At 61.4% G+C, this 22,418-nt stretch carries 21 protein-coding genes and 2 tRNA genes; 13 read left to right on the forward strand and 10 right to left on the reverse strand.

From position 1 onward, the window contains the following. Positions 1 to 74 precede the first annotated feature (74 nt). Positions 75 to 1,091 (forward strand): winged helix DNA-binding domain-containing protein, encoded by a 1,017-nt coding sequence (locus tag ACWICV_RS02250; RefSeq protein ID WP_454090805.1) that lies wholly within the window; start codon positions 75 to 77, stop codon positions 1,089 to 1,091. A 12-nt stretch (positions 1,092 to 1,103) separates the two neighbouring features. Here the strand turns inward: ACWICV_RS02250 and def are convergent, their stop codons facing one another. From def to ACWICV_RS02265, 3 genes are all read right to left on the reverse strand, one after another. Next, the gene (def, locus tag ACWICV_RS02255) at positions 1,104 to 1,676 is read right to left on the reverse strand and encodes a peptide deformylase (protein WP_454090804.1); all 573 of its coding nucleotides are present in this window, start codon (positions 1,674 to 1,676) and stop codon (positions 1,104 to 1,106) included. A gap of 24 nt (positions 1,677 to 1,700) precedes the next feature. Further along, positions 1,701 to 2,849, reverse strand: coding sequence for an acyl-CoA dehydrogenase family protein (locus tag ACWICV_RS02260; RefSeq protein ID WP_454090803.1), 1,149 nt, complete (start codon positions 2,847 to 2,849; stop codon positions 1,701 to 1,703). An 831-nt stretch (positions 2,850 to 3,680) separates the two neighbouring features. Beyond that, a tRNA-His gene (locus ACWICV_RS02265) sits at positions 3,681 to 3,756 on the reverse strand. 376 nt (positions 3,757 to 4,132) lie between these two features. Here ACWICV_RS02265 and ACWICV_RS02270 point away from each other — a divergent pair. Continuing rightward, on the forward strand, positions 4,133 to 4,654 hold the full coding sequence (locus tag ACWICV_RS02270) for an acyltransferase (RefSeq protein ID WP_454090802.1): 522 nt from the start codon (positions 4,133 to 4,135) through the stop codon (positions 4,652 to 4,654). On the opposite strand, the gene ACWICV_RS02275 is transcribed toward ACWICV_RS02270, so the two are convergent. After that, positions 4,643 to 4,718: transfer RNA gene (locus ACWICV_RS02275), tRNA-His, on the reverse strand. The two genes, ACWICV_RS02270 and ACWICV_RS02275, sit on opposite strands and share 12 nt — an antisense overlap. 158 nt (positions 4,719 to 4,876) lie before the next feature. Beyond that, positions 4,877 to 5,488, reverse strand: coding sequence for an oligoribonuclease (orn, locus tag ACWICV_RS02280; protein WP_365946117.1), 612 nt, complete (start codon positions 5,486 to 5,488; stop codon positions 4,877 to 4,879). A 235-nt stretch (positions 5,489 to 5,723) separates the two neighbouring features. Between orn and mptB (ACWICV_RS02285) the strand changes: the two genes are divergently transcribed. From mptB (ACWICV_RS02285) to ACWICV_RS02315, 7 genes are all read left to right on the forward strand, one after another. Further along, the gene (gene mptB / locus ACWICV_RS02285) at positions 5,724 to 7,223 is read left to right on the forward strand and encodes a polyprenol phosphomannose-dependent alpha 1,6 mannosyltransferase MptB (RefSeq protein ID WP_454132867.1); all 1,500 of its coding nucleotides are present in this window, start codon (positions 5,724 to 5,726) and stop codon (positions 7,221 to 7,223) included. Positions 7,224 to 7,228: 5 nt separating this feature from the next. Next, positions 7,229 to 8,704, forward strand: a complete 1,476-nt coding sequence (mptB, locus tag ACWICV_RS02290) for a polyprenol phosphomannose-dependent alpha 1,6 mannosyltransferase MptB (RefSeq protein ID WP_454090800.1) — start codon at positions 7,229 to 7,231, stop codon at positions 8,702 to 8,704. Between the two features lie 57 nt (positions 8,705 to 8,761). Next, positions 8,762 to 9,865, forward strand: a complete 1,104-nt coding sequence (locus tag ACWICV_RS02295; RefSeq protein ID WP_454090799.1) for a VanZ family protein — start codon at positions 8,762 to 8,764, stop codon at positions 9,863 to 9,865. Between the two features lie 131 nt (positions 9,866 to 9,996). Further along, positions 9,997 to 10,767 carry a DUF2637 domain-containing protein gene (locus ACWICV_RS02300; RefSeq protein WP_402473018.1) on the forward strand — a complete coding sequence of 257 codons (771 nt, stop codon included), beginning with the start codon at positions 9,997 to 9,999 and terminating at the stop codon, positions 10,765 to 10,767. A gap of 84 nt (positions 10,768 to 10,851) precedes the next feature. Continuing rightward, on the forward strand, positions 10,852 to 11,955 hold the full coding sequence (locus tag ACWICV_RS02305; RefSeq protein ID WP_105657790.1) for a GTP pyrophosphokinase: 1,104 nt from the start codon (positions 10,852 to 10,854) through the stop codon (positions 11,953 to 11,955). A 186-nt stretch (positions 11,956 to 12,141) separates the two neighbouring features. Further along, on the forward strand, positions 12,142 to 13,743 hold the full coding sequence (locus tag ACWICV_RS02310) for an ABC-F family ATP-binding cassette domain-containing protein (protein ID WP_105657791.1): 1,602 nt from the start codon (positions 12,142 to 12,144) through the stop codon (positions 13,741 to 13,743). A gap of 68 nt (positions 13,744 to 13,811) precedes the next feature. Continuing rightward, the gene (locus ACWICV_RS02315; RefSeq protein ID WP_454090798.1) at positions 13,812 to 14,258 is read left to right on the forward strand and encodes a hypothetical protein; all 447 of its coding nucleotides are present in this window, start codon (positions 13,812 to 13,814) and stop codon (positions 14,256 to 14,258) included. A gap of 78 nt (positions 14,259 to 14,336) precedes the next feature. On the opposite strand, the gene ACWICV_RS02320 is transcribed toward ACWICV_RS02315, so the two are convergent. The 3 genes from ACWICV_RS02320 to ACWICV_RS02330 are packed head-to-tail and all read right to left on the reverse strand — an operon-like array spanning position 14,337 to position 15,913. Then, entirely contained in the window at positions 14,337 to 15,245 is a 909-nt protein-coding gene (locus ACWICV_RS02320) for an SURF1 family cytochrome oxidase biogenesis protein (RefSeq protein ID WP_365946122.1), read from the reverse strand. Next, positions 15,246 to 15,491 carry an acetone carboxylase gene (locus ACWICV_RS02325; RefSeq protein ID WP_332731727.1) on the reverse strand — a complete coding sequence of 82 codons (246 nt, stop codon included), beginning with the start codon at positions 15,489 to 15,491 and terminating at the stop codon, positions 15,246 to 15,248. After that, complete coding sequence (locus ACWICV_RS02330) at positions 15,491 to 15,913, reverse strand: DUF3099 domain-containing protein (RefSeq protein WP_332731728.1); 423 nt, start codon at positions 15,911 to 15,913, stop codon at positions 15,491 to 15,493. The genes ACWICV_RS02325 and ACWICV_RS02330 overlap by 1 nt, the downstream gene beginning before the upstream one ends. 181 nt (positions 15,914 to 16,094) lie before the next feature. Here ACWICV_RS02330 and ACWICV_RS02335 point away from each other — a divergent pair, with 181 nt between their 5' ends. Continuing rightward, a complete protein-coding gene (locus ACWICV_RS02335; protein ID WP_454152480.1) occupies positions 16,095 to 16,853 on the forward strand; it encodes a beta-ketoacyl-ACP reductase in 759 nt (252 codons plus the stop codon). Positions 16,854 to 16,887: 34 nt separating this feature from the next. Further along, positions 16,888 to 17,637 carry an SDR family oxidoreductase gene (locus ACWICV_RS02340; protein ID WP_105661240.1) on the forward strand — a complete coding sequence of 250 codons (750 nt, stop codon included), beginning with the start codon at positions 16,888 to 16,890 and terminating at the stop codon, positions 17,635 to 17,637. 149 nt (positions 17,638 to 17,786) lie between these two features. Here ACWICV_RS02340 and ACWICV_RS02345 read toward each other — a convergent pair whose 3' ends face one another. Both ACWICV_RS02345 and serB read right to left on the reverse strand, forming a co-directional pair. Next, a complete protein-coding gene (locus tag ACWICV_RS02345) occupies positions 17,787 to 19,535 on the reverse strand; it encodes a VanW family protein (protein WP_454090796.1) in 1,749 nt (582 codons plus the stop codon). A 161-nt stretch (positions 19,536 to 19,696) separates the two neighbouring features. Then, a complete protein-coding gene (gene serB / locus ACWICV_RS02350; RefSeq protein ID WP_454090795.1) occupies positions 19,697 to 20,617 on the reverse strand; it encodes a phosphoserine phosphatase SerB in 921 nt (306 codons plus the stop codon). 187 nt (positions 20,618 to 20,804) lie between these two features. On the opposite strand from serB, the gene ACWICV_RS02355 reads away from it, so the two are divergent. Both ACWICV_RS02355 and ACWICV_RS02360 read left to right on the forward strand, forming a co-directional pair. Further along, positions 20,805 to 21,590, forward strand: a complete 786-nt coding sequence (locus ACWICV_RS02355; protein ID WP_105657799.1) for an ABC transporter ATP-binding protein — start codon at positions 20,805 to 20,807, stop codon at positions 21,588 to 21,590. A 28-nt stretch (positions 21,591 to 21,618) separates the two neighbouring features. Next, on the forward strand, positions 21,619 to 22,416 hold the full coding sequence (locus ACWICV_RS02360; protein WP_133833401.1) for a sulfite exporter TauE/SafE family protein: 798 nt from the start codon (positions 21,619 to 21,621) through the stop codon (positions 22,414 to 22,416). Positions 22,417 to 22,418 lie beyond the last annotated feature (2 nt).

Here is a 22,418-nt window from a genome sequence, read left to right on the forward strand (position 1 = left end):
ACTGCTAGGCTTTAGGCCATCAAGCATTGGATCGAGGTTGGTTGATAGACAGTACCCGGACGCTGGCGGCGCGCATGGCGAGCCAGCTGCTACTGGAGCCGGCAGAATCCGTACTGCAGGCCGCAGAACACATGCTCGCGTTCCAGTCCCAGGACTTCGCTGCAGGACGCTACGCGCTGGCTCAGCGCTCCGCAGCGCAAGAATCCCGCCAGCAAGTCGATGCGCTCTTCAGCGAAGGACGGCTCATGCGGTCATGGACCATGCGGGGCACGCTGCATATCTGCTTGGCCGAAGATGCGCGCTGGATGACTCGCGCAACACGTGAACGCACCTTGCGCTCCTCGGCCACACGGATGCGGGGACTGCAGATCGGCACCCAGGACATTGACCAGGCAGCTGGCATCATCAGCGCGCATCTGCAGGAGTACGGGCAAGCCAGCCGCTCCGCGCTCTTCAAGGCACTGAACCAGAATGGAGTGGAGACGGGCCAGCAGCGAGGACTGGTTATCCTGCAGGTCCTCGTCCTGGACGGGTTGATCTGCCAGGGGCCCATTCCACAAGACGCGAAACTCATCGCGCAGGACTTCGTGCTCGTGGATGAATGGATTGCAAGTCACCGGGAACCAGAAGATCCGTTGGCGCAACTCTTGCGCCGGTACCTGCACTCGCATGGGCCAGCTACCCTTCGCGACGCAGCCTGGTACACGGGACAGACGCTGACCACCATGAGAACCGCCGCAGAAGCACTCGGTGGCTTGCTGGCGGACGCAGGCAACGATGAGCGCGGGGAGGGCTACTGGGTCATCGCCGGCAGCCGCGCCCACCGGGAGCTTGAAGCGATGGAGCCCACCGGGCTGCCACTGCGCCTGCTCGGTCCCTTTGACGAGTACTACCTGGGTTACGCGAATCGCACGCTGGTAGCCTACGAGCAGATGGCCGCGCAGATCCTGCCCGGCAAGAACGGCATGTTCCTGCCCTTCTGGCTAGAACAAGGCAGGGCTTCGAAGGTCTGGAACGCAGAAACAGCGCCCACCGGCAAAATCGGTGCGGCGCTGCATCAGCGGTATCTGGACTTCAAGACTGCCCGGTAGGCGGCGGGAAGCCTAGTGGCCGAATGGATCCTCATCGGTACCCGGCAACCAGGTATTGCCAGGCATGCCCCAACCCAGAGCCTTCTTGGCCTTCTTCCACTTCTTCTCCCAGCGTGGCTGCAACTTGTCCACGTAGAGGTAGCCATCAAGGTGGTCGTACTCGTGCTGCATGATGCGCGCGAACCAGCCGTGCGCTTCGAAAGAGATCGGATTGCCGAACTCGTCGAAACCCTCCACCTTCGCATAGTCGGCACGCTGCAGCGGGTAGTTCAGCCCGGGCACGGACAAGCAGCCCTCGGAGTCGTCATCAGCATCCGCAGGAGCCTGCGACACCTTTGAAAGCGTCAGCTTGGGGTTGATCACTACGCCCCGCTCGGGAGCATCGTCCTGGTCCGCGAAGACGTAGGTGAACATGCGCAGGCCCAAACCGATCTGCGGAGCCGCCAGGCCCACGCCATGCGCTTCATCCATGGTGAGGTGCATATCGGCAACGAGCTCGCGCAAGGCGCCATCAAACTCGGTGACCTCCACCGCACGCTTGTGAAGTACAGGTTCTCCGTAAACAGTGATCTGCCGAATAGGCACGTGATCGGTTCCTTTCAAAAGTGCTTAGAGTGCTCGTCCAATAGTTTCACGCATGATCTCGCTTGTGCCACCGAAGATGGTCAGCAAGCGGGAGGCAGTGAAGGACTGGGCAATCGGGTACTCCATGATGTAGCCATAGCCGCCATGCAGCTGCAATGCCTGATCGGAAAGCTTTTTAGCGCTCTCACTAGCCCAAAGCTTGACCTCGGCAGCCTCGGAAGGATCCAGCTCGCCGTCGTTGAATGCCAGGACGGCCCGGTCCACGAAGCTTTGGGTGACATGCGCCTCAGTCTTCAGGTTAGCCAGCTCGAAACGGGTGTTCTGGTACTCGGTCAGCGCCTGGCCAAAGGTAGAGCGGTTCTTCGCATGCTCCAGCGCCTGCTCGAAGGACGCGGTGCAGATCGCCGAGGCAGCCACGGCAATAGCCAGACGGGCCTGGGGAAGCTGCGCCTTGACATAGGCCAGGCCCTGTCCAGCCTCGCCAACAAGATCCGCAGACGAGACGCGGACATCGTCGAAGAACAGCTCAGCGGTATCAGAAGCCCGCAGCCCGATCTTGTCGAAGGGGCTGCCGTTGGTGTACCCCTCGGAACGCTCGACCATGAACAGCGAGAATGACTGCTCGCCCGCACGTCCGCTCTCGCCATCGGTGCGCGCAAGCACCAAAGCGGCATCGCCAAACGCAGCATTGCCGATGAAAGTCTTCTGGCCGCTAATCAGCCAGTCATCGCCATCGCGTACCGCCTTGGTGCGCACCGCACGCAGGTCAGACCCAGCGCCAGGCTCGGTAAACGCACAAGAAGTAATGGTGGAGCCATCGACCATGCGTGGAAGCCACTTGTCCTTGAGCTCGGCAGAGCCGTAGGAGAGCAGGTAAGGCAGCACCAGGTCGTCGTGCAGGTGGAAGGCCAATGCTACGGACAGGTGACCCGAACGCACGAGCTGCTCATCAAGCACTACGCGGAAGCGGTAATCATCGATGCCCATGCCACCGAACTGCTCAGGCACGGCAAGACCCAGCAGGCCGTTTTCACCGGCAGACTGCCACACCTCGCGGGGGATCTGATGATCCTTTTCCCACTGAGCGTATTTACCGGAAATCTCCCGGGCGTTGAATTCCGTAGCCAATTCACGGAACTGCTCGTGGTCCTCTTCAAAGAGCGCGCGTTTCACAGGGGGAGTACCTTTCGGTGGATGGAACGAAGGCATAAAGCTCACTGGCTTGCCGAAGTACATCATCCATTATGGTTGCTCAAGCCAATTCGTGCCTATTCGCCAGGGCAAACAACGATTCAAGTCACTAGATAACGCAAAAAGTCTCGAAAAACACGGGGATAGACCCCAAAACACAACGCATTCGAACATAGTTTCGAATCCTGTTCCAAGCCACCGAAATATGACTTAACACCGCATCAGGGCAGCACTGCGCTCGCCGGTAGGTTCGAACCGCATGTTCAACCGGTCCTGTCGGCGACGAATCTGCAGCTCGCATCCGCGCGTAATGGCGTTGGCTTCACCGGAACCAACGATAATTCGGATCGGGGCCTAGTGGAGGCAAGCGGCCCGTTGTGCAGGGGCGCGCAGTGCCAATGATGCAACCCTGGAGCCGTCCCGCGGGTTGCGGATCGCTCCACGCGAAATCGACCCGGTTGCCGCTTAATGGAATCTGTTTGTTTCGAGACTGCTGGCAGGGTTGCGTGCGATCGCGTCGAGGCGCCCGACCTGTGCCATGGAAGCGATCTTTTCGGCGTCGGCAGGGTGCCTGGGCATCTGGTGGTTCCATGCGGTGGCCATTGCCGGCGGTGAAGGCGGGTTGGCGGCTAGCGGCGCGATGCTGAACGCCGAGGCGGATTCGCTGGCGGGGACTGGCGGTGTGTGCCTCTGGATTCCGGGTGTTCGGTCTGGAATCAACGAGGCCCGGTGCCTTGCCGATTGCGCTTCAAGGCGTCGGAAACGAGAAAAGACCTGGTTCGGAATTTTCATTCCGAACCAGGTCTTTCGATCTGGGGTGAGTAACGGGGTTTGAACCCGCGACCTTCTGGACCACAACCAGACGCTCTACCGACTGAGCTATACCCACCATGTCTACTTCGTTACTAGTCAGAAGCTGTAGTGCTCATGATTTCGTACCGGGCAACGAGAAATACTATACACGTATCCAGGCCGGAAATACCAATTCGCATGGCGCCATCTCCGGGATTGTGACGGGATGCTCATTATTCATGGCCGTGGGGCTGTTGCTCGCCGCTGAGCTGCCTCATGAGATGAATCCCTGTGCGGTGATCATCCCTTTGCTTGCAGAACCTGAGGGAAAGGCTTTGCCGCGGGTCCAGGGGCGATATGGTTCGAGCCACTGTGAAGAATGGATAATGAGGGAATTCTTGGATATTGGTGATCTTTGAGAAGCCTTGCACGCCGGCCAGGGAATTACCGCCGGTTCGCAGCTGCATGCGCTCATGCATCGCACTAGCCAGGACGAGCTGCGCATTTGCGCGGAGCCGGCCAACGGCTACCGCAGCAAAGGGCAAGTACGGGATTTGCTGCGGCAGTTGACCGGCATGGACGTTGACGAGTCAGTGGTGCTATTCGAGCCGTTCAACCCGGAATTTGGACGCACTATCGAACTGGGGACGAGCGTCTTGATCAATGCTGGCCGCAAATTCCATGACCAAGGCGGTACCCGTAGCGGGGATGAGTGCTTGATCGGGCACAACGTTGTTGTGGCTGCACTCAAACACGATCATGATCCTGCTCGGTGGGCGGATACTATTCCGGCTCCAGTGATCTTAGGGCGCAACGTCTGGATTGGCGCGAACGCGACCCTGCTTTCCGGCGTCACGATCGGAGAGAACGCAGTTGTCGCTGCCTCCGCGGTCGTAACGAAAAACGCACCTGCCGGTGCCAGGCGTGCGGGTAAAGCAAAAGACTCGATCCGGAACTTTCGCTCTGGATCGAGTCTTTGTCTCTGGGGTGAGTAACGGGGTTTGAACCCGCGACCTTCTGGACCACAACCAGACGCTCTACCGACTGAGCTATACCCACCATGTTTGCTTCGTTACTAGTCAGAACGCTTTTGCGAACCAATTCCGTATCTGGCAACGAGAAATACTATACACACAATTCCGCGCTTGATGCCAATCGGAAGGCCCCTGGGGTACTGTGCAGTGCATCACCAATGCGCCGGGGCCTTCGTTTGGCGGCTAGCCGGCGCTTTGGGTGATCCCTGCGGCGATCTTCCTGGCCTCATCGGAGGTTGGTCCCGGCGCCGGAACCATGATGGCGTCGCGGTAGTAGCGAAGCTCGTTGATCGAATCCTGGATGTCGCCCAGTGCGCGATGGTTGCCGGTCTTGGCTGGAGCGCCGTAGTGCGCCTTCGGGAACCAGCGGCGGCTCAACTCCTTCAAGGTCGACACGTCGATAATGCGGTAGTGCAGGTGCTCGATGACCTCGGGCATATCGCGTGCCAAGAAGTTCTTGTCGGTGCCCACCGAGTTGCCGCCCAGCAACGCCTTGTTCGGCTCCGGAACGTGCTTCTTGATGTAGTCGACCACCAGGCGCTGGGCTTCCTCCATGGGAATGCCGTTCGCCAGCTCGGGCAGCAGGCCGCTAACCACATGCATATTGCGAACGAAATCATCCATCTGCGCCAGAGCTGCCGGCTCGGGCTTGATGACTACCTGGATGCCCTCGTCGACGATCTCCAGATCGGAGTCGGTAATGAGCACTGCTACTTCGATCAATGCGTCGTTAACCAGATCCAAGCCGGTCATTTCGCAATCGATCCATACAATTTTTTCTGAGTTACTAGCCACGTAACCAATCTACACTTCAAGAAGCGCTGTGGGGGAGCGCACCCTCGTCGCAGGGCGGAGGGACAGTGTTTCAACCGGCTTGGACGCGTGCTCGATGCTAAAATCGTCTGAGATTTCCGGCTGTTGAATTGCCTGCTTGCAAGGGCACGGCACATGCGACGCTGGCTTAATTACTCTCGAACTCATGTCCGTTACAGCCCGAGGTGTCAGTGTGTCAGCCAGCAAGCCAGCAGCAGTGAGCTCCCCGCCCTACGCTGGAGTGAATAGGACCCTTCTCAGCGGCGTCATCGGTTCCTCCCTGATCCTTTTCGGATCCTTCGGTACCGGGTGGCTGGCCAGCGTATCCCCGCTTAACCGCGACCCGTTCTTCATCATGCTGCGCACCGAACCGGCCGGCGTGATCACCTGCGTGATCCTGCTGGCCCTGGGTTGCTGGGTCCTCTTCCGTTCCTGGTGGCGCCTGGGCCAGAAGCTCAAGGGCTGGGGCGAAGGTTCGTTGAAGGTGGTCCGCCGCGCGGTCTGGCTGTGGAGCATCCCGATGTTCGTCACCCTGCCGATCATGAGCCGGGACGTGTTCGCCTACATCGGCCAAGGCCGGCTGGTGGATGCCGGGCAGGATCCTTATGTTGACGGAATATCCTCGCTGAATAACTGGTTCCAGCTCGGTGCCGACACCATGTGGGCGCAGGACGGCACCCCCTACGGCCCGCTCTACCTGAGCATCGAATTCCTCGTGGTCAAGCTGACCGGCCCTTCGACCGACGCGGCGATCCTGGCCTTCCGCGCCATTGCATTCATCGGCGTGCTGCTCTGCCTGCGCTACGTGCCCAAGCTTGCCGAACTGCACGGTGTCTCCGGGGCCAAAGCCGCCTGGATGACCGTGGCGAACCCGCTGTTCCTGGTGAACTTTGTGGCCAGTGCGCACAACGATGCCCTGATGACCGGCCTGTCGGTCTGGGCCGTCTACCTGGCATGCAAGCGCTACGGCTTCTGGGCCATCGTGGTGCTGGCGGCCTCGGTCGGGGTCAAGCCAATCACCCTGGTGCTCCTGCCGTTTATCGGCCTGCTCTGGGCAGGGCCTAATGCTGCCTGGCCGCGCCGCATCCTCTACTGGTTCTACACCGGCATGATCTTCCTGGCTCTGATGACCGTGGTTGGGTGGCTCAACGGCTACTGGTTCGGTTGGCTGAAGGTCATGCTCTTCACCGGTACCGGATACTCCATCTTCTCCCCGGTAGGCATTGCGGTCATCGCGCTGAGCGGGCTGGTCTCCGCCTTCGGGCTGTCCACCGAGTGGATCCTGCCCGCGGCCAAGCTCTTCGGCCGCCTGGTCGGCGTAGCCATCGCCTTCGTCTTGATCTTCCGCGGAAAGCACTCGCACCTGGTGCAGCGCATGGCCATCGCCTTCGCGGCGATTGTCGTGCTCTCCCCGGTGATCCAGCCGTGGTACCTCCTGTGGCTGCTGCCGTTCTTCGCCGTTACCGGCCTGCGCGATGACTGGCAGATGCTCTGGCTGCACCTGACCACCATCTTCTTCCTGGCCTACCAGGCCGCTGACCAGATCTTCGTTTGGCAGTTCCTGCAGGATTCCCTGGTTCCACGCGTCCAATTGATTTCCTGGGGCATCTCCATCGCCTGCGCCCTGTACCTTGTCTTCTTCGATCCGAAGACCAAGAACATCTGCGCTGATCTGCTCAGCTCGACCAACTGGCTGAAGAAGAGCAAGAAAGCCTAGTGGCAGTGGAGCAGCCGAAGCTGGCACCGCAGCGCGCTAGCCTGCGGTCACTATCATGGCAAGGATTCACCGCCTCGGCCATGATCACCGTCGCCTCCTGGGGGATCGGCTGGTTCCCGCGCAACCAGCTGTCCCCGCTGGCACGCAGCGGCTTCTTCATAGAATTCCGAACCGAAGTGCCAGGTGTCATCAGCTGCATCGTGCTGATGGCCGTGGGAATTGTCTGGTTGACCCGAACCTGGATCCTGGCCCGGCCATGGGTCCAGGCTGCCGGCGAGATCACCGGGCGGGAACTGGCCCGCGTGCTGGCCATGTGGTCTGCTCCGCTGATGCTCAGCTTCCCGATCCTCAGCCGCGACGTCTACTCCTACCTGGCCCAGGGCCGCATGCTGCACGCCGGCAAATCCCCGTATGCCGAAGGCGTGTCCGCCCTTCCGGGCTGGTTCGATGGCGGATCCGACAGCCTGTGGGCGCAATCGCCCTCGCCCTATGGCCCGTTCTTCCTCGTGCTCGCCCGCATCATCTACTTCGCCTCCAACGGCATTCCCGAAATCGGCGTGGGCCTGCTGCGCATCGTTGCCGTGCTCGGTGTCTGGGGCTGCTATCACTTCACTGCGAAGCTGGCGCAGAAAATGGGGCAGAGCGCCAACTGGGCCAACTGGGCCATCGTGGGCAATCCGCTGTTCCTGCTGACCATGATCGGCGGCGTCCACAATGACGCGCTGATGATCGCAGGTGTCTTCAGCGCCTTCGCCTATGCCTACGACCGCCGCCCCATGGCCGCCACGATGGCGCTGGCCATAGCCGTGTCGGTCAAGCCGATCGTGCTGCTGGCGCTGCCTTTTATCGGCTTGGTCCTGCTGGGCAGGAGCCCGTCGATGCGCGAGAGGTGGAAAATCTGGGCCAAGGTCGCAGCACTCTCGCTGACCTGGCTGCTTTTGATCGGTGCGGTCACCAACCTCTGGTTCGGCTGGCTGCTTGCCATGTTCACCGCGGGCGATGCGGCGTTCCCGTACGCTCCCGTGGGACTGATCGGCTGGTCCCTGAGCAATCTCGCTGGCATATTCGGCGCCGATATCTCCTTGGTGAATGCCATCGTGGTGGGCGTGTTCCAGGTCATCGCGCTGGCCATTGTGGCGCTCCTGGCGCTGGCCAAGGACACCTCCAGCCCGGTCCGCCTAGCGGCGTGGGCGCTTTCGGCGGTGGTGCTGCTGGCTCCGATTATCCAGCCTTGGTACATCCTGTGGTTGATGGCGCTGTTCGCCATTTCGCACAAGGTGTCCGGGGGATCGGAAAAGCTGATGATCTATGCATCCAGCCTGATCCTGGTGGCGGTTTTCGTCGACCAGCTCTCCATCGAGCAGTGGCACTCGGCCTGGGTGATGAAGACCCTGGCTGGCGTGCTTGTAGCGGGCTTGTTCATCGGCCTCTTCACTGCCGATGCCAGAACGAGGCAAGTGCTGCGCGGGCCGAAAGCATAGCCAAGGTCACATTCTGCAGCCCAGCTTTCTCCCGGTATATTCCGCTTAGATAGAAATATGCAAACAATGTTCTGGCCAGCGGCAATCGCCATTCTCGGCGGCGCCCTCTTCTTGGCGTCCGCCGGCGTTTTCCTGCTGGCCGTGCAATACCGCCGGCATGGACGGTTGTCCTGGCGCCGCACCATCACCACCACAACCGCAGCCGTCTACGGATTCGGCCTGTTCAGCTACACCATGCTTCCGCTGCCGTCCACGCGCGACGAATTCTGCCGTCCCGGGGTGGCCATCCCGCAACTGGTGCCCGGCCGTTTCGTCGATGATTTCAGGCTGGCCATCGTGGAACGCGGGCTGAGCGGATTCGCCACCAGCTTCACCCTGTGGCAGGTGCTGTTCAACATCATCTTGTTCATGCCCCTGGGCATCTTGGCCGTGCGCTGGCTGCGCGGCAACATCTTCACCGGTGTCCTGCTCGGCTTCGCGGCCTCGCTGGCCATCGAGCTGACCCAGTACACCGCTATTTGGGGGTTGTACACCTGCGCCTACCGCGTGGCCGACGTCGATGACCTGATCACTAATACTGCCGGCGCGCTGCTGGGCGCGATGATCGCCTACCTGCCGATGTTCCGCTTCCTGTCCGGCCCGGTGGAAGCGGACGCGGCCAATGCGCCGGCGCGGCCGGTGACCCGCGCCCGCCGTGCACTGGCCAACATCTTCGATGCAGGCTTCACCGCCGGAGCGCTCCTTGTCATCGGTGCTGCCCTGGAACTGCTGGAGCGTTTGGGTGCTCCGGAGTTCGGCCAACAGTGGATGAACTTCTGGCTTCCGCTGTTCGTGGTCTTCTGCGTCTTCTGGATGCCGAGCCTGGCGCCGGGACGGGCCACCCTCGGCCAGCGCTGCGCCTGGCTGATGCTCACCGACGGGCAGGGGCAACCGGCTCCGGCCGGCCGGGCCTTGCTGCGCAGCCTGCTCGGATTTGGCGGGATTAACTTCCTCTTCCAGATTTCCACCAGCATGGTCGACTTCACGCCCTACCCGCTGCTGAACATGCTCGTTGTGATCTATATCGCGATCAGCGCCTTCTACTTCATCTTCGAGGCGAATCACCGGGGACTGGCCGGAAAAATCAGCGGTACCGGTTTCATCGACCGTCGCGCCCTTTGAGCCAAGGCACCCCAGCACCGCAAGGCGCACGCTAAAATGGAACGCGGTGGTCTGCGCCTCGGGTGCGGTCCAGCAAACTCGCGTTTGAAGACATACCGATAATTCCCAAAAAGTTAGGTCTGCTCAGCAGCATGGAAGATAACAAACCAGAGGTCCCGGCCGAACCGCACCGCGCCGTCCTAGGCACGGCCGTAGGCGCGACGGTCCTCATTGCCATCGGCGCATTCGTGCTCTCGTTCGCTGCATTGACCGACCTGGCCGAGCGCTCGGGCATCAGCCCGCGCCTGGCCTGGATCTGGCCAATCATCATTGACGGCATGATCGTGGCCGCCACCGTGGCCATCGTGGCCCTGAACGGCTTCCATCGCAAGGCCATGATCTACCCGTGGTCGCTGCTGTTCTTCGGTGCGATCGTTTCCACCGCGGCGAACTCCACCCACGCAATCTTGACCGTGGACTCGATCGAAAACGGAGTGCCGCCGCTGGTTTCCGCGCTGGTTGCCGCCATGCCGCCAATCGTCTTGCTGGCCATCACCCACCTGACTGTGCACATGTACCAGAAGAAGTCCGAAGCCGCGAAGCTGCGCGCTGAGCTGGAATACAACGAAGAGCGGGAAAACGCCGAGAAGTACGGCGTCGCTTATGATGATGGCTACAACGCTGCGCTGACCGACACCAAGACCGCCGAGGAAGAACGCCTATCGGTCCTGGAACAGGATCACCAGGACGCGCTGGCCCGAGCCCGCGCCGAAGGCATCGCGGCAGGCCGATCGGACTCGAAGGTCACCCCGATCAAGCAGAACGCGCAGCCAGCCAAGGAAGCCAAGCCTGCAGCGCAGAAGAAGACCGAGGACAAGGCGCCATTGTTCGACGACATGGCTAAGCGCCTTTCCCGCCCATAAGGGCCGTCGCCGCACCCGGCTGGCGCCAGGGCATGAGCATGAGGACAGCATTTTCAGGAACGCTTTAGCATCCAGGAGGCATCAATGATGGATCCGGCGCAGGGCCAGGCGAACGACGAGTTCTCCGAACAGATTGCGGCCGCCGTTGAGCAGTACAAGTCTGTGACCGGCGAACTCAATACCGTCATGTCGGCCATGAAGGCGAAGATTCGCCGGTTGTTCGCGAATTCCGAGGTGCAACCGCTGTTCATCACCGGCCGGGTGAAATCGCCGCAGTCCTTCGCGGCCAAGGCCTCGCGCCGGCTGCAGGAAAGTTCCGAGACCGCCCCGGTGCTGGAATTCCCCAACCCGCTGCGCGAAATCCACGACATGGTGGGCATCCGCATCATCGTGATGCTGCCCCATGAAATCCAGCAGGTGGCCAGCCTGATCAAGTCGCACCGCGACTCCTTCGACTGCCGCAGCGACCGGGAGAAGGACATCGGCTCGGTGGAGTCCGGCACCTACGGCTACTCCTCGCGCCACCTGCTGCTCAAGACCCGCAGCGAGCCGATCGTGCGCAAATTCCAGGAGGCTTTGGGCAAGCCGGTGGTAGCCAGCGGCAACTTCGTTTTCGAAGTGCAGATCCGCACCGTGCTGCAGCATGCCTGGTCCGAAATGGAGCACGACATCCGCTTCAAGCATCCCGGCGAGGCCGCCTGGAATCCGCAGATCGACCGCCACTTCACCGCCACCGCGGCGATGCTGGAAACCGTGGAGGACTACTTCACGGACATCGACGAGCTGTACCACCGCCTGAACGGCTACCACGACCAGCAGGGCGCCGGATCCGAGCCGTTGACCGGCGAGAAGATTGGCGAAATATGGCAGACGCTGTTGCCGCACGTGGACCGCAAGCGCGATGACGATTGGTCCTGGGCCGCCGAGCTGCTCGGCTCCCACGGCATCGACCAGACCTGGCAGCTGGCGCAGCTGCTGGATGCGAATGTGGTCACCGATGTGCGTGCGGCGCTGGACCACCGGTACTCGCCGGGCCCGGACCGCTTGCTTGACGATGTGCTGCTCTGGCGCTTCGGCAAGGACCACATCGACAAGACCAGCGGCGGGGACCTGCGCCGCGAAGCCTCCTTGCGCCGCCGCCTGATCCAGATGATGGATTACCGATCGCAACCCAGCGACAAGGAATAATTTCGATTCGAAGCCCGGATTTCCACTGCGGTGGAAGTGCGGGCTTCGATTCTTTAGCCAGCTCAACCCCAAACTGTTAGTTTGTGCACGTTCCGCAGGCCACGGCGTGGTTGGCCGGTAGAATAGTCAAGTTGCCCAATTTGTGGGCCGCACAATTCTTGTACCCGCATGAAAGGGCCACACCATATGATTTCCGTAGCCAACCTTGAGCTACGCGTCGGCGCCCGCTTGCTGATGGACGAAGTGAACTTCCGCATCGACAAGGGCGACAAGATCGGACTGGTGGGACGCAACGGTGCCGGCAAGACGACGATGACCAAGGTCCTCGCCGGCGAGACCCAGCCAGCCTCGGGTGAGGTCACCTTCAAGGGCTCCATCGGCTACCTGCCGCAGGACCCCAAGACCCCTGACATGGAGCAGCTGGCGCGCAATCGCATCCTTGGCGCCCGCGGCCTGGACGTGGTGGTCACCAAGCTGGCCCAGAACCGCGAGGACATGGCCAGCGAGGACGCTGCCGTCTCCGCCAAGGCCATGCGCCAGTACGACCGGTTGGAAGCAGAATTCATCGCTGCCGGTGGCTACGCTGCCGAATCCGAAGCGGCCGCCATCTGCGCCAACCTGGATCTGCCGGACCGCATCCTGGACCAGCCGCTGCGCACCCTGTCCGGTGGACAGCGCCGCCGCGTCGAGCTGGCCCGCATCCTCTACTCGGACGCCGAGACCCTGCTGCTCGATGAGCCGACCAACCACCTGGACGTCGATTCGATCATGTGGCTGCGCGACTTCATCAAGAACTACCCCGGCGGCGTGCTGATGATCAGCCACGATACCGGCCTGATGGAATCCACCGTGAACAAGGTGCTGAACCTCGACGCGAACCGCGGCGTGGTGGATGTCTACAACATGAACTGGAAGCGCTACAAGATCCAGCGCGAAACCGATGAGCGTGCCCGCAAGCGCGAGCGCGCCAACATCGAGAAGAAGGCTTCGGTCCTGCTGACCCAGGCGAACAAGATGAAGGCCCGCGCCTCCGGCGCCTCGGCGGCGCAGTCCATGCTCAAGCGCGTGGATCGCATGCTTTCCGGGCTGCAGGAAGAGCGTGCCTCCGACAAGGTTGCAGCCCTGCGCTTCCCGGATCCGGCTCCCTGCGGCAAGACCCCGCTCATGGCCGAAGGCCTGTCCAAGGCATATGGCTCGCTGGAGATCTTCAACGATGTCTCGCTGGCCATCGACCGCGGCTCGAAGGTTGTCATCCTGGGCCTGAACGGTGCCGGCAAGACCACCTTGCTGCGCATGCTCGCCGGTGTCTCCGAACCCGATACCGGAAAGATCATTCCGGGCCACGGCCTGAAGATCGGCTACTTCGCCCAGGAGCATGACACCTTGGATCCGGAAGCCAGCGTGCTGGAGAACATGCGCCGCAACGCGCCTGACCACCTGAACGATGCCGACGTCCGCTCGATCCTCGGCTCGTTCCTGTTCGTCGGCGACGACGTGACCAAGCCGGCCGGCGTGCTCTCCGGCGGCGAGAAGACCCGTCTGGCCCTGGCCACCATCGTGGCTTCCAGCGCCAATGTGCTGCTGCTCGATGAGCCGACCAACAACCTCGACCCTGCCTCGCGCGCCGAGGTGCTGGGCGCGCTGTCCACCTTCCCGGGTGCCGTGGTCATGGTGTCCCACGATGAGGGCGCAGTGATGTCGTTGCAGCCTGAGCGCGTGGTCATCCTGCCTGATGGCGATGAGGACCTCTTCAACGAGGATTACCTGGAATTGGTTTCGCTGACTTAACTCCTGACAACCCGTAATAGCTCTCGTAGGCTTGGCAGATCACCATCTTCAAAGGGAGCTGCCAAGCCATGAGTGTTTTTGGACGCAAATTACCGCGGATCGCAGGCGCTGGGCTGCTGCTTGCCAGCGCGCTGGCCGGCTGCGCCGCACAGGTTTCCGATGAGGTCAACGCCCAGTGGACGCTGCTGGAGCCTGCCGGGGTGAATGCGTCGAGCACCAGCCTCGACCTCGGGGTCATGCGGCTTGCCTGTTCCTCCGGGGTGACCGGCGAGGTGACCGCCACCCAGGTGGAGCTGTCCAATGACCAGATCGCCATCGGGATCGTGGTTGAACCGCTGGAAGGCGAAGCGCATGCCTGCCAAGGCAACGAGACCGCGCCCTACACGCTGGAACTGCAGGAGCCGGTGGGGGACCGCACCCTCATCGATGCCTCCTGCCTCGAAGGCGAGGGGCACAAGACTCCTGGGTGCAGCGACAGCGGGATCCGCTGGACTCCGCCGGCCAACGGCAGCTGAAAGAAAACTGCATTAAGCAGAGAACCGCGCGGCAACTGGAATATTCCAGCTACCGCGCGGTTTCCTTGTTTTCCGCAGCTACTTCGGGAGGCCCCCTGGCGTGTGGTCGGCCTGGTCGAGCAGCGCATCCTCGATGGCTTCATCGGTCGGCGTGCCGTCACGGCGGAACTTCTTATCCGGCTTGGCGCGAATCTTGCGCACCTTGTGCAGCGGCTCGTCCAGGCCCAGCGCCTCGGCTTCGGCTTGCTCGGCGGCATCCTCGGCGTTCAGCTTCTTCTGCTGGCGAGCGGCATACCAGAAGCCGATGAAGGCCAGCACGCCAAAGATGTACCACTGGATCTCGTAGGAAAGATGCGGACCTTCATCCATATCCGGAGCGTCCAGCTGCAGTGGCGCAGTGGCCGGGGCCGGATCCTCTTCATACATCAGGCCGTAGGCGCCCTGGGCGATCTCGTAGTCCAGGAGCTTGGCGTAGTCTTCGAGCTGGATCGAAGCCAATTGGCCCTCCGGGGCGCCGCGGTCCAAGCGGATTTCCGATGGTTTCAAACGCACATCCACAGTGACTTCTCCGGCAGGTGGCGCTGGAACAACATCCGGGTGGCCGTCTTCCTGGTTGCCGATCGGCAGGTAGCCGCGGTTCACGACGACAGTTCCGCCCTCGTTGGTCCTGAACGGCACCAGCACCTCGTAGCCGGGGCTGCCGGCCTTGATGCGGTTGCGCACGATCATGGTATCCGCGGGCAGATATTGGCCGGTGAGCTGCGCGGTCATCCAGGTCTTGTCCTCGTCCAGGTCCTGGAAATTCTCCAGGGCCTGCGTGCCGGTGACCGGCTCTGCGAAGTAGTTGCGGTTGACCCGTTCGATGCCCTCGAGGACTTCGGCACGGCGGTCGGCTTGCCAATTGCCCAAGCCAATGCAGGCGGCGGCGAAGATCGCCACCAGAATGAGCCAGCCGACCCACCGGGTACTGGCCAGAAAACGATACATCTACTTGCTTTCTCCTTCATTGCCCGGCATCGGCAGCGTTTCCTTGTAGAGCAGGCGTTCCTTCAGATACGTTTCGAGCCAGTCGCGGTGCTCTTCGCAGGCCAGCCAGATTTTGCGCCGGTCCGGGGTGTGGATCTTCGGATTATTCCACAGCAGCTGGTGGCTGGCGGCGTTGCGGCAGCCCTTTCGCGAGCACAGGATTTCGGCGGCGGCAGGGGAGCCGCCGAGCGAACCTAGCAGATCCACTAGTCCTCCTTGGGAGCAGTTGTTGGCTGTTGCACCGGATCAGCTTCTTCGGCGAAGCTTCCGTCGATCACTTCTGGTTCCGGTGCCTGCTGCGCGGCCGGCGCGGTTTCGTCCGGTGCGGCGATAGCCTGGGCGCCGGGAGCCTTGTAGAACTCGGCGGGCGGTTCGCGTTTGGTCAGATCCGCACCGCCGTTGGCGATCACCACTGCGATATAGGGAAGGATAATTGCGCCCGCGAGCAAGACCCAGCGCAGCCAGCCATCGAAGAAGAAAGCGAGAACGAAGCAGATCAGGCGCACGGTCATGGAAATCGTGTATTTGCGCACACGTGAATCGCGCTCGGTGGTATGGGACTCGCGCGCTTCGGTAATGCGGTGAACTTCCGGTTGGCTGGAACCGTGATTCGTGGGCTGTGGGGACATGTAAAAGACTTCGCTTCGCAGTACGGGATCTGCTCCCATTGTCTCACCTGCGGCACGAAGAGTGTAATTTCTACGCGCTGTCGAAGCGGTAAAACTGGGTAGTAACTAATAGGATTGTTCACGGAGTAGCTACTTAACTAGGCAAAGTGCGCTTTTCGGCTGGCCCTTGGAGAGATTTACCATGCCAGGACAGCGAGCGCATGAACGGAGAAATACATTGACTACGGAACCAACCACTGGCCGCAGTGTCCTCGTGACCGGCGGCAACCGCGGCATCGGACTTGCTATTGCGCGCGCATTCGAAGCCAACGGCGACAAAGTGGCCATTACCTACCGCAGCGGCGAGGTTCCCGCCGGACTGCTCGGCGTCAAGGCCGATGTCACCGACGGCGAATCGATCGACGCGGCCTTCAAAGAAGTTGAAGCGGCCCACGGTCCGGTAGAAGTCCTCGTCGCCAATGCCGGGGTCACCAAGGACACCCTGCTGCTGCGCATGAGCGAAGACGACTTCACCTCGGTGATCGACACCAACCTCACCGGCGCCTTCCGCGTGATCAAGCGCGCGTCCAAGGGCATGATCCGGCTCAAGCGCGGCCGTGTCGTGCTGATTTCCTCGGTCGTCGGCCTTTACGGCTCGCCAGGGCAGATCAACTACGCGGCGTCCAAGGCCGGCCTGGTGGGCATCGCCCGCTCGCTGACCCGTGAACTGGGCTCACGCGGCATCACCGCCAACGTTGTGGCTCCGGGCTTCATCAACACCGAGATGACCGCTGTGCTGCCAGAGGACACCCAGAAGGAATACCTCTCCAGCATCCCTGCCAAGCGCTTTGCTGAGCCTGAAGAGGTTGCCAACGTGGTCCGCTGGATCGCCAGCGACGAAGCAGGCTACATCTCCGGTGCCGTGATCCCGGTTGATGGCGGCCTGGGCATGGGCCACTAGAAGATTTAAGCAAGAAATCCAAAGGAGTACCACCATGAGTGAATTCAAAGGTGCCGTTGTAACCGGTTCCTCGCGCGGCATCGGTGCGGTGACCGCGCAGCTGCTGGCCGAGCAGGGCGTTGGCGTAGTGGTCAACTACCGCGCCAAGGCCCCGCGCGCCAACAAGATTGTTGCCGCTATTGAAGAAAAGGGCGGCAAGGCCGTTGCCGTGGGCGCCGACCTGACCACCGTTGAGGGTCCGCAGGCTCTGGTTGACGCGGCTGTTGAGAACTTCGGCTCGCTGGATGTCGTCGTGCTCAACGCTTCGGGCGGCATGGAAACCTCCATGGGCGAAAACTATGCGCTGCGCCTGAACCGCGACGCGCAGGTGGCCATGCTGGAAGCCGCGCTGCCCCAGCTGAGCGAGGGCGGCCGCGTGGTCTTCGTTACCAGCCACCAGGCGCACTTCATCAACGAAGTAACCACCATGGATGCCTACGACGCTGTGGCCAAGTCCAAGCGCGCCGGCGAAGATGCACTGCGTGAAATGATCCCGAAGCTGGCCGAGAAGAACATCACCTTCGTGGTGGTCTCCGGTGACATGATCGAAGGCACCATCACCGCAACCCTGCTCAACCGCATGGAGCCAGGTGCTATCGACGCCCGCCGCGAAGCTGCCGGCAAGCTGTACTCCGTCGAGGAGTTCGGCGCCGAGGTAGCCAAGATGGTCTTCGCCGACGTCGAGACCGGCCACACCGAGCTGGTTGGCGGCGCAGGCGACTTCCTGGAGCAGTCGGGCAAGTAAGCCCCCGCAGCAGCGCGCATCAGCTGGCGGCAGTTACCCCGTGCAGGGGTTCCGACCGCCAGCTTTTCCGTGCCTGGGGCAAAATGCGCAGGGTTAAGCGAAATCGCCGGGCACCTCCGAAAGGGAGGCGCCCGGCGATTTCGCTTGGATCAGTCCTTGGGCTTGTCGCCGCAGACGATCTTGTGCCATGGGCTGTAGGTCCAGCTCTTGGTTTCAGCTGGCAGCTTCTTGGATCCATCGAAGGCTTCCCGGTAGCGGGTGATATCGATGCTGAAGCCCTTCTTGCCACCAGATTCCGAGACGCACTTTTCGGCCGGGTTGTACTTGGTTTCGGGGTTGGTCTGGTTGTACTTGCCCGAGCTCTTCTGCGAGACATCCCAGTACTTGGTGGACCACAGGCGGGTATTGACCTTGTCGCCCGAAACCCAGGCCTGGATCATCACGCCGTAGGGGGTGTTGTTCTCCCAGATCATGTCGATCTGGCCTTCCCACAAGGTGGCTTCGCGTCCCGCGGGGTAGCGCTCGAACCAGCGCGAATGCGGCTTGTGGGTGATGTCGTCGTATCCGGCCAGGAAGCCGACGTTGTACATCTGGGTGGAGATCTGCGAGAGTCCGCCGCCTACGGCTTCGGTGCTGAAGCCGCTTTCCACGACCCCGGAGCTGTAGTAGCCGTTGGCCACGGTGATCGGGCCCAAGGCCTGCAGCAGCGAGAAGCGTTCGCCGGGCTTGATGATATCGCCATTGACGCGCGCCGAACCGGCATGCAGGTTCTTGGTGCGCACGGTATCGGAAGCCGGGTAGGGAGTGGAGAAGGTGACGATCGGTTCCTTGATGCCGAGCTTCTTCGCATCTGCGGTGGTGAAGTCGGCTTCCTTCTCGGTCATCTCAACTTCGGCAGTGCGGTTCTTGGCAGCGGTGGCGGCCAGGACCTTGGCGCCCAGGCCCTTGGTCTCCAGCGAGATGCCCTTGGAGGACTTGATGATGGACGGCTTGCCGTCCTTCAAGACGATCTGCGCATCCTTGGCAGTGCTGGAAAGATCGGAATTCTTCGTCGCAGCCTTGTAGAGCTTCTCGTCATCCAATGCGATCGCTGGGGCGCCATCCTTGGGCGCGTACTTTGCCGCCGCGGCAATAGACGCGGCCGAGATGGACGCCTTCTTGTCATCCGATGCCAGGATGACCTCGTCCTTCAGCAGCGCCTTGACGTCCTTGTCGTAGAACGCCTGCAGGGCGTCGGCAGAGATTGCCGGCTTGCTGACCTCGGCAGGCAGGTCGATCGCCGCGCCGGCAATTTCCCATTCCTCGCTGATCAGTGTGGCGGCTTCTTCGGTCTTCAGCGCTACGCCGTCAACGGGCTTGGTCAGCTTCGAGGTGCCATCCTTGAAATCGATGGTTCCTTCGGCGACCTCGGCATTGGCCTTCTTGGCCAGCGCTTCAAGCTGCGCGCCCAGTTTTTCCTGATCTACATCGACCGCTGGGGTGACGTGGAATTCGCCGGTGAGCCGCTCGTAGAGCTTGGCCGGGTTGATTTCGTAGGAAGTCAGTTCGTTGATGGTTTCATCAACGTTCAGTTCCAGGCCGGCCTTGGCCGGATCCAGGGTGTACTTTTCACCGTTGACGGTGACATCCATTGGCTTTTCAGCCAGGGGGAGTACCTCGCGTTCCAATTCGGCGCGAGCCTGGTCCTTGTTCATGGATCCTATGTTCACGCCCGCAATTGACGCGTTGGCTGGAACCTGGGAACTGACATAGGCGGCTCCGCCGAGATATGCTGCGGCTACGGCTGCAACACAAGAACCGGTAATGATCCAAGGCTTGGCCTTGCTCTTCGGCTTCTTCTTGTCTTGTGCGGAGTGCGTAGGCGTAGTTGAGGAACTGTCCGGGGAGGGGGTCTGCACTGGTCTGGTAGCTCTTTCGAAAGCGATAGGGGCTACGCGCGCGGCTAGGACTTATGCCGCCAGCCGTTAAACGCGTCAATAGAAATACTAACCGCTGGAACAACCGATCAAGTTACCGAAAGCCGCTATCGGCAGAATTGTTATGCAGTTGTTGGATTCCGCTAAGCCAAATCATTGAGTACTAGGTCGGCGATGACGTCCAGGCGCGAGAAGTCCAGGCGCACGTCCGCCTCATCGCGCAGGGCAGGCTTCGCATTGAAAGCCACGCCCAAACCCGCGGCAGCAACCATGGCCAGATCATTGGCGCCATCACCGGCGGCGACGGTTGCCGTCATCGGGATGTGATGTTCCTCCGCCCAGGCGCGCAGCATCGTTTCCTTCATGCCGCGATCGACGATCTGGCCGTGAACGGTTCCGTCAAGAATTCCCTCGGAAATGCCCAAGGTGTTAGCCAGCGCATGGTCCAGGCCCAGATGGGCAGCCAACGGATCCAGGATCTGCTGGAACCCGCCGGAAACTACGCCGACCTTGTGCCCAGCAGCGTGGAACCGCTTGACCAGGGCTTCGGCGCCGTCCGAGAGGACAATGCGCTGGCCTACCTCGGCAAGGACAGTATCTGGCAGATCCTTCAAGGTAGCTACGCGCTGGATCAAGGACTGGGCGAAATCCAGTTCACCGCGCATCGCGGCTTCGGTCACCGCAGCCACTTCTTCTTCCCGTCCAGCGTGAGCGGCGAGCAGTTCGATGACTTCCTGCTTGATCAAGGTGGAATCGACATCCATCAGCAAGAGCAGCTGCGGAGCATCGACGAGTTCGGCCGGTACCACCGCTACGCACATGTCCGCGTATTCCAGTGCGCCGTCGGCGACCTGCGCATCGACGAATGCCGCAGCAGCCTGCTGCAGCTTCGCCTGATCGGCCTGTTCAATGCGGAACTTGGCGACCAGCCGCTCTTCGCTGGCTTTGATCTGGCTCTCGTCCGCGGCGGGAATGAGCCCGGCGGCGGCCGCTTGCTGCAATACAGCGTTGAAGTCGGTGCGGGAGAAAGCGGGGCGGGATGCGAAAACCAATGATGAAGCCATGCAACCATTTTTCATTGCTTCGGTGTTTACGACCAAACATGACGTGTTGGCGCAAAGTCGCTGACCAGGCCTGGGGGAGCGAACTAGTATTGCCGTTGGACGCAATACAGGTCAATCCGGCGATCTCAGGCCCCGTTCGGCATTTCCAATTAGTGAAACAGGGGCGAAAAGTCTAATCTTGAATACCATGAGCGAAGTGCTAACTTTCAAAGATGTCAGCGTTGTACGCGGGCGAAAAGACCTGCTCAAGGACGTGTCCTGGGAAGTCAAAGAAGGACAGCGGTGGATTGTGATCGGCCCCAATGGCGCCGGCAAGTCGACCTTGATGAACATTGCGGCCACCCGGCTGCACCCAACCCGCGGTACCGCGGATATCCTTGGCGAACGTTTGGGCAAGGTGTCGGTCTTCGATCTGCGTCCGTTGATCGGCCTGAGCTCAGCCCTGGTGGCCAACTCCATTCCAGCCAACGAAACCGCGCTGAACGTAGTACTCACCGCGGCTTACGGCATGACCGGTCGCTGGCGCGAGAAGTACGAGAAGCTCGATGAGCGCCGTGCTTTCCATCTGCTGCACAACTGGGGCATGTCCACCTTCATGAACCAGCCTTTCGGCAAGCTTTCCGAAGGCGAGCGCAAGCGCGTGCTGATCGCCCGTGCCTTGATGACCGATCCCGAACTGCTGATCCTCGATGAGCCTGCAGCAGGCTTGGACCTTGCCGGGCGCGAAGACCTGGTTGGCAAGCTGGCGGAACTGGCAGCCGACGAGGATGCCCCGGCGCTGGTTCTGGTAACCCACCACCTTGAAGAGGTGCCAGCGGGATTCACCCACATCCTGATGATGCGCGACGGCGAAGTTGTCGCTGCCGGCGAGATCGAATCCACGCTGAACGAAGCGAACCTGGAAGCAACCTACGGCATGCCGCTGAGCCTGCGCCGTGAAGGTGGACGCTACTCTGCTTTCGCACGCAGCTAACAGCAATAACTAAAGGGGAAAATTCCACGTGATCGAATTTTGGCGCGAAGCCCTGGTCTTCATTGGTGGACTGTGGGCCGGAACTATCAACACCGTCGTCGGTTCGGGCACGTTGGTCACTTTCCCCATTCTCGTGGCGTTGGGCATGGCTCCGGTGAATGCCGTCGTCTCCAACGCCATGGGTCTGGTTGCTGGTGGCTTCTCCGGTGCCTGGGGGTACCGTCGAGAAGCTGCCAGCGTCAAGAAGACGCTGCTCAAACTCGTGCCGGTTTCACTGGTCGGCGGGTTGATCGGTTCCTTGCTCCTCCTGAACCTGCCGGAGTCCGTCTTCGGCATCGTTGCGCCGGTGCTGCTGGTTTGCGCGCTGGTGCTGGTGATCTTCCAGCCCCGTCTTGCCAAGTGGGCGAAGACCCGGCAGGCCGCTTCCGGCGGCACCGACCCGGATGATGCCGATCGCGCCCAGATTCCAATGGTCCTCTACATCCTGGTGTTCATCATCGGTGTCTACGGCGGCTACTTCACCGCCGCGCAGGGAGTCCTGCTGATGGCGGTATTCGGCGTGTTCTTGCAAGCATCCCTGCAGCAGTCCAATGCAATCAAGGTCATCCTCTCCCTGATCGTGAATCTCGTGGCGGCCGCGATGTACCTGATCATTGCGCCGGAACGCATCAATTGGCTCGTCGTCCTGCTTATCGCTGTCGGCTCGCTGATCGGCGGATTCGCCGGCGCCAAGATTGGCCGCAAGCTCTCGCCTGGGCTGCTGCGCCTGGTCATCGTCATCCTGGGCCTGGTCGCCCTGGGCAACATGCTCTACAAGTTGGTGTAGCT

This window comes from Glutamicibacter sp. NPDC055354, from assembly GCF_053644955.1.

Excerpts from the sequence above, each read along its gene's own strand:
- ACWICV_RS02310 (WP_105657791.1), top strand. The coding sequence starts at position 12,142 with ATGATTTCCGTAGCCAACCTTGAGCTACGCGTCGGCGCCCGCTTGCTG.
- ACWICV_RS02295 (WP_454090799.1), top strand. The coding sequence starts at position 8,762 with ATGCAAACAATGTTCTGGCCAGCGGCAATCGCCATTCTCGGCGGCGCC.
- ACWICV_RS02315 (WP_454090798.1), top strand. The coding sequence starts at position 13,812 with ATGAGTGTTTTTGGACGCAAATTACCGCGGATCGCAGGCGCTGGGCTG.
- ACWICV_RS02330 (WP_332731728.1), bottom strand. The coding sequence starts at position 15,913 with ATGTCCCCACAGCCCACGAATCACGGTTCCAGCCAACCGGAAGTTCAC.
- ACWICV_RS02305 (WP_105657790.1), top strand. The coding sequence starts at position 10,852 with ATGATGGATCCGGCGCAGGGCCAGGCGAACGACGAGTTCTCCGAACAG.
- ACWICV_RS02320 (WP_365946122.1), bottom strand. The coding sequence starts at position 15,245 with ATGTATCGTTTTCTGGCCAGTACCCGGTGGGTCGGCTGGCTCATTCTG.
- ACWICV_RS02340 (WP_105661240.1), top strand. The coding sequence starts at position 16,888 with ATGAGTGAATTCAAAGGTGCCGTTGTAACCGGTTCCTCGCGCGGCATC.
- ACWICV_RS02355 (WP_105657799.1), top strand. The coding sequence starts at position 20,805 with ATGAGCGAAGTGCTAACTTTCAAAGATGTCAGCGTTGTACGCGGGCGA.
- ACWICV_RS02300 (WP_402473018.1), top strand. The coding sequence starts at position 9,997 with ATGGAAGATAACAAACCAGAGGTCCCGGCCGAACCGCACCGCGCCGTC.
- ACWICV_RS02250 (WP_454090805.1), top strand. The coding sequence starts at position 75 with ATGGCGAGCCAGCTGCTACTGGAGCCGGCAGAATCCGTACTGCAGGCC.
- ACWICV_RS02335 (WP_454152480.1), top strand. The coding sequence starts at position 16,095 with ATGCCAGGACAGCGAGCGCATGAACGGAGAAATACATTGACTACGGAA.
- serB (WP_454090795.1), bottom strand. The coding sequence starts at position 20,617 with ATGGCTTCATCATTGGTTTTCGCATCCCGCCCCGCTTTCTCCCGCACC.
- ACWICV_RS02270 (WP_454090802.1), top strand. The coding sequence starts at position 4,133 with ATGCATCGCACTAGCCAGGACGAGCTGCGCATTTGCGCGGAGCCGGCC.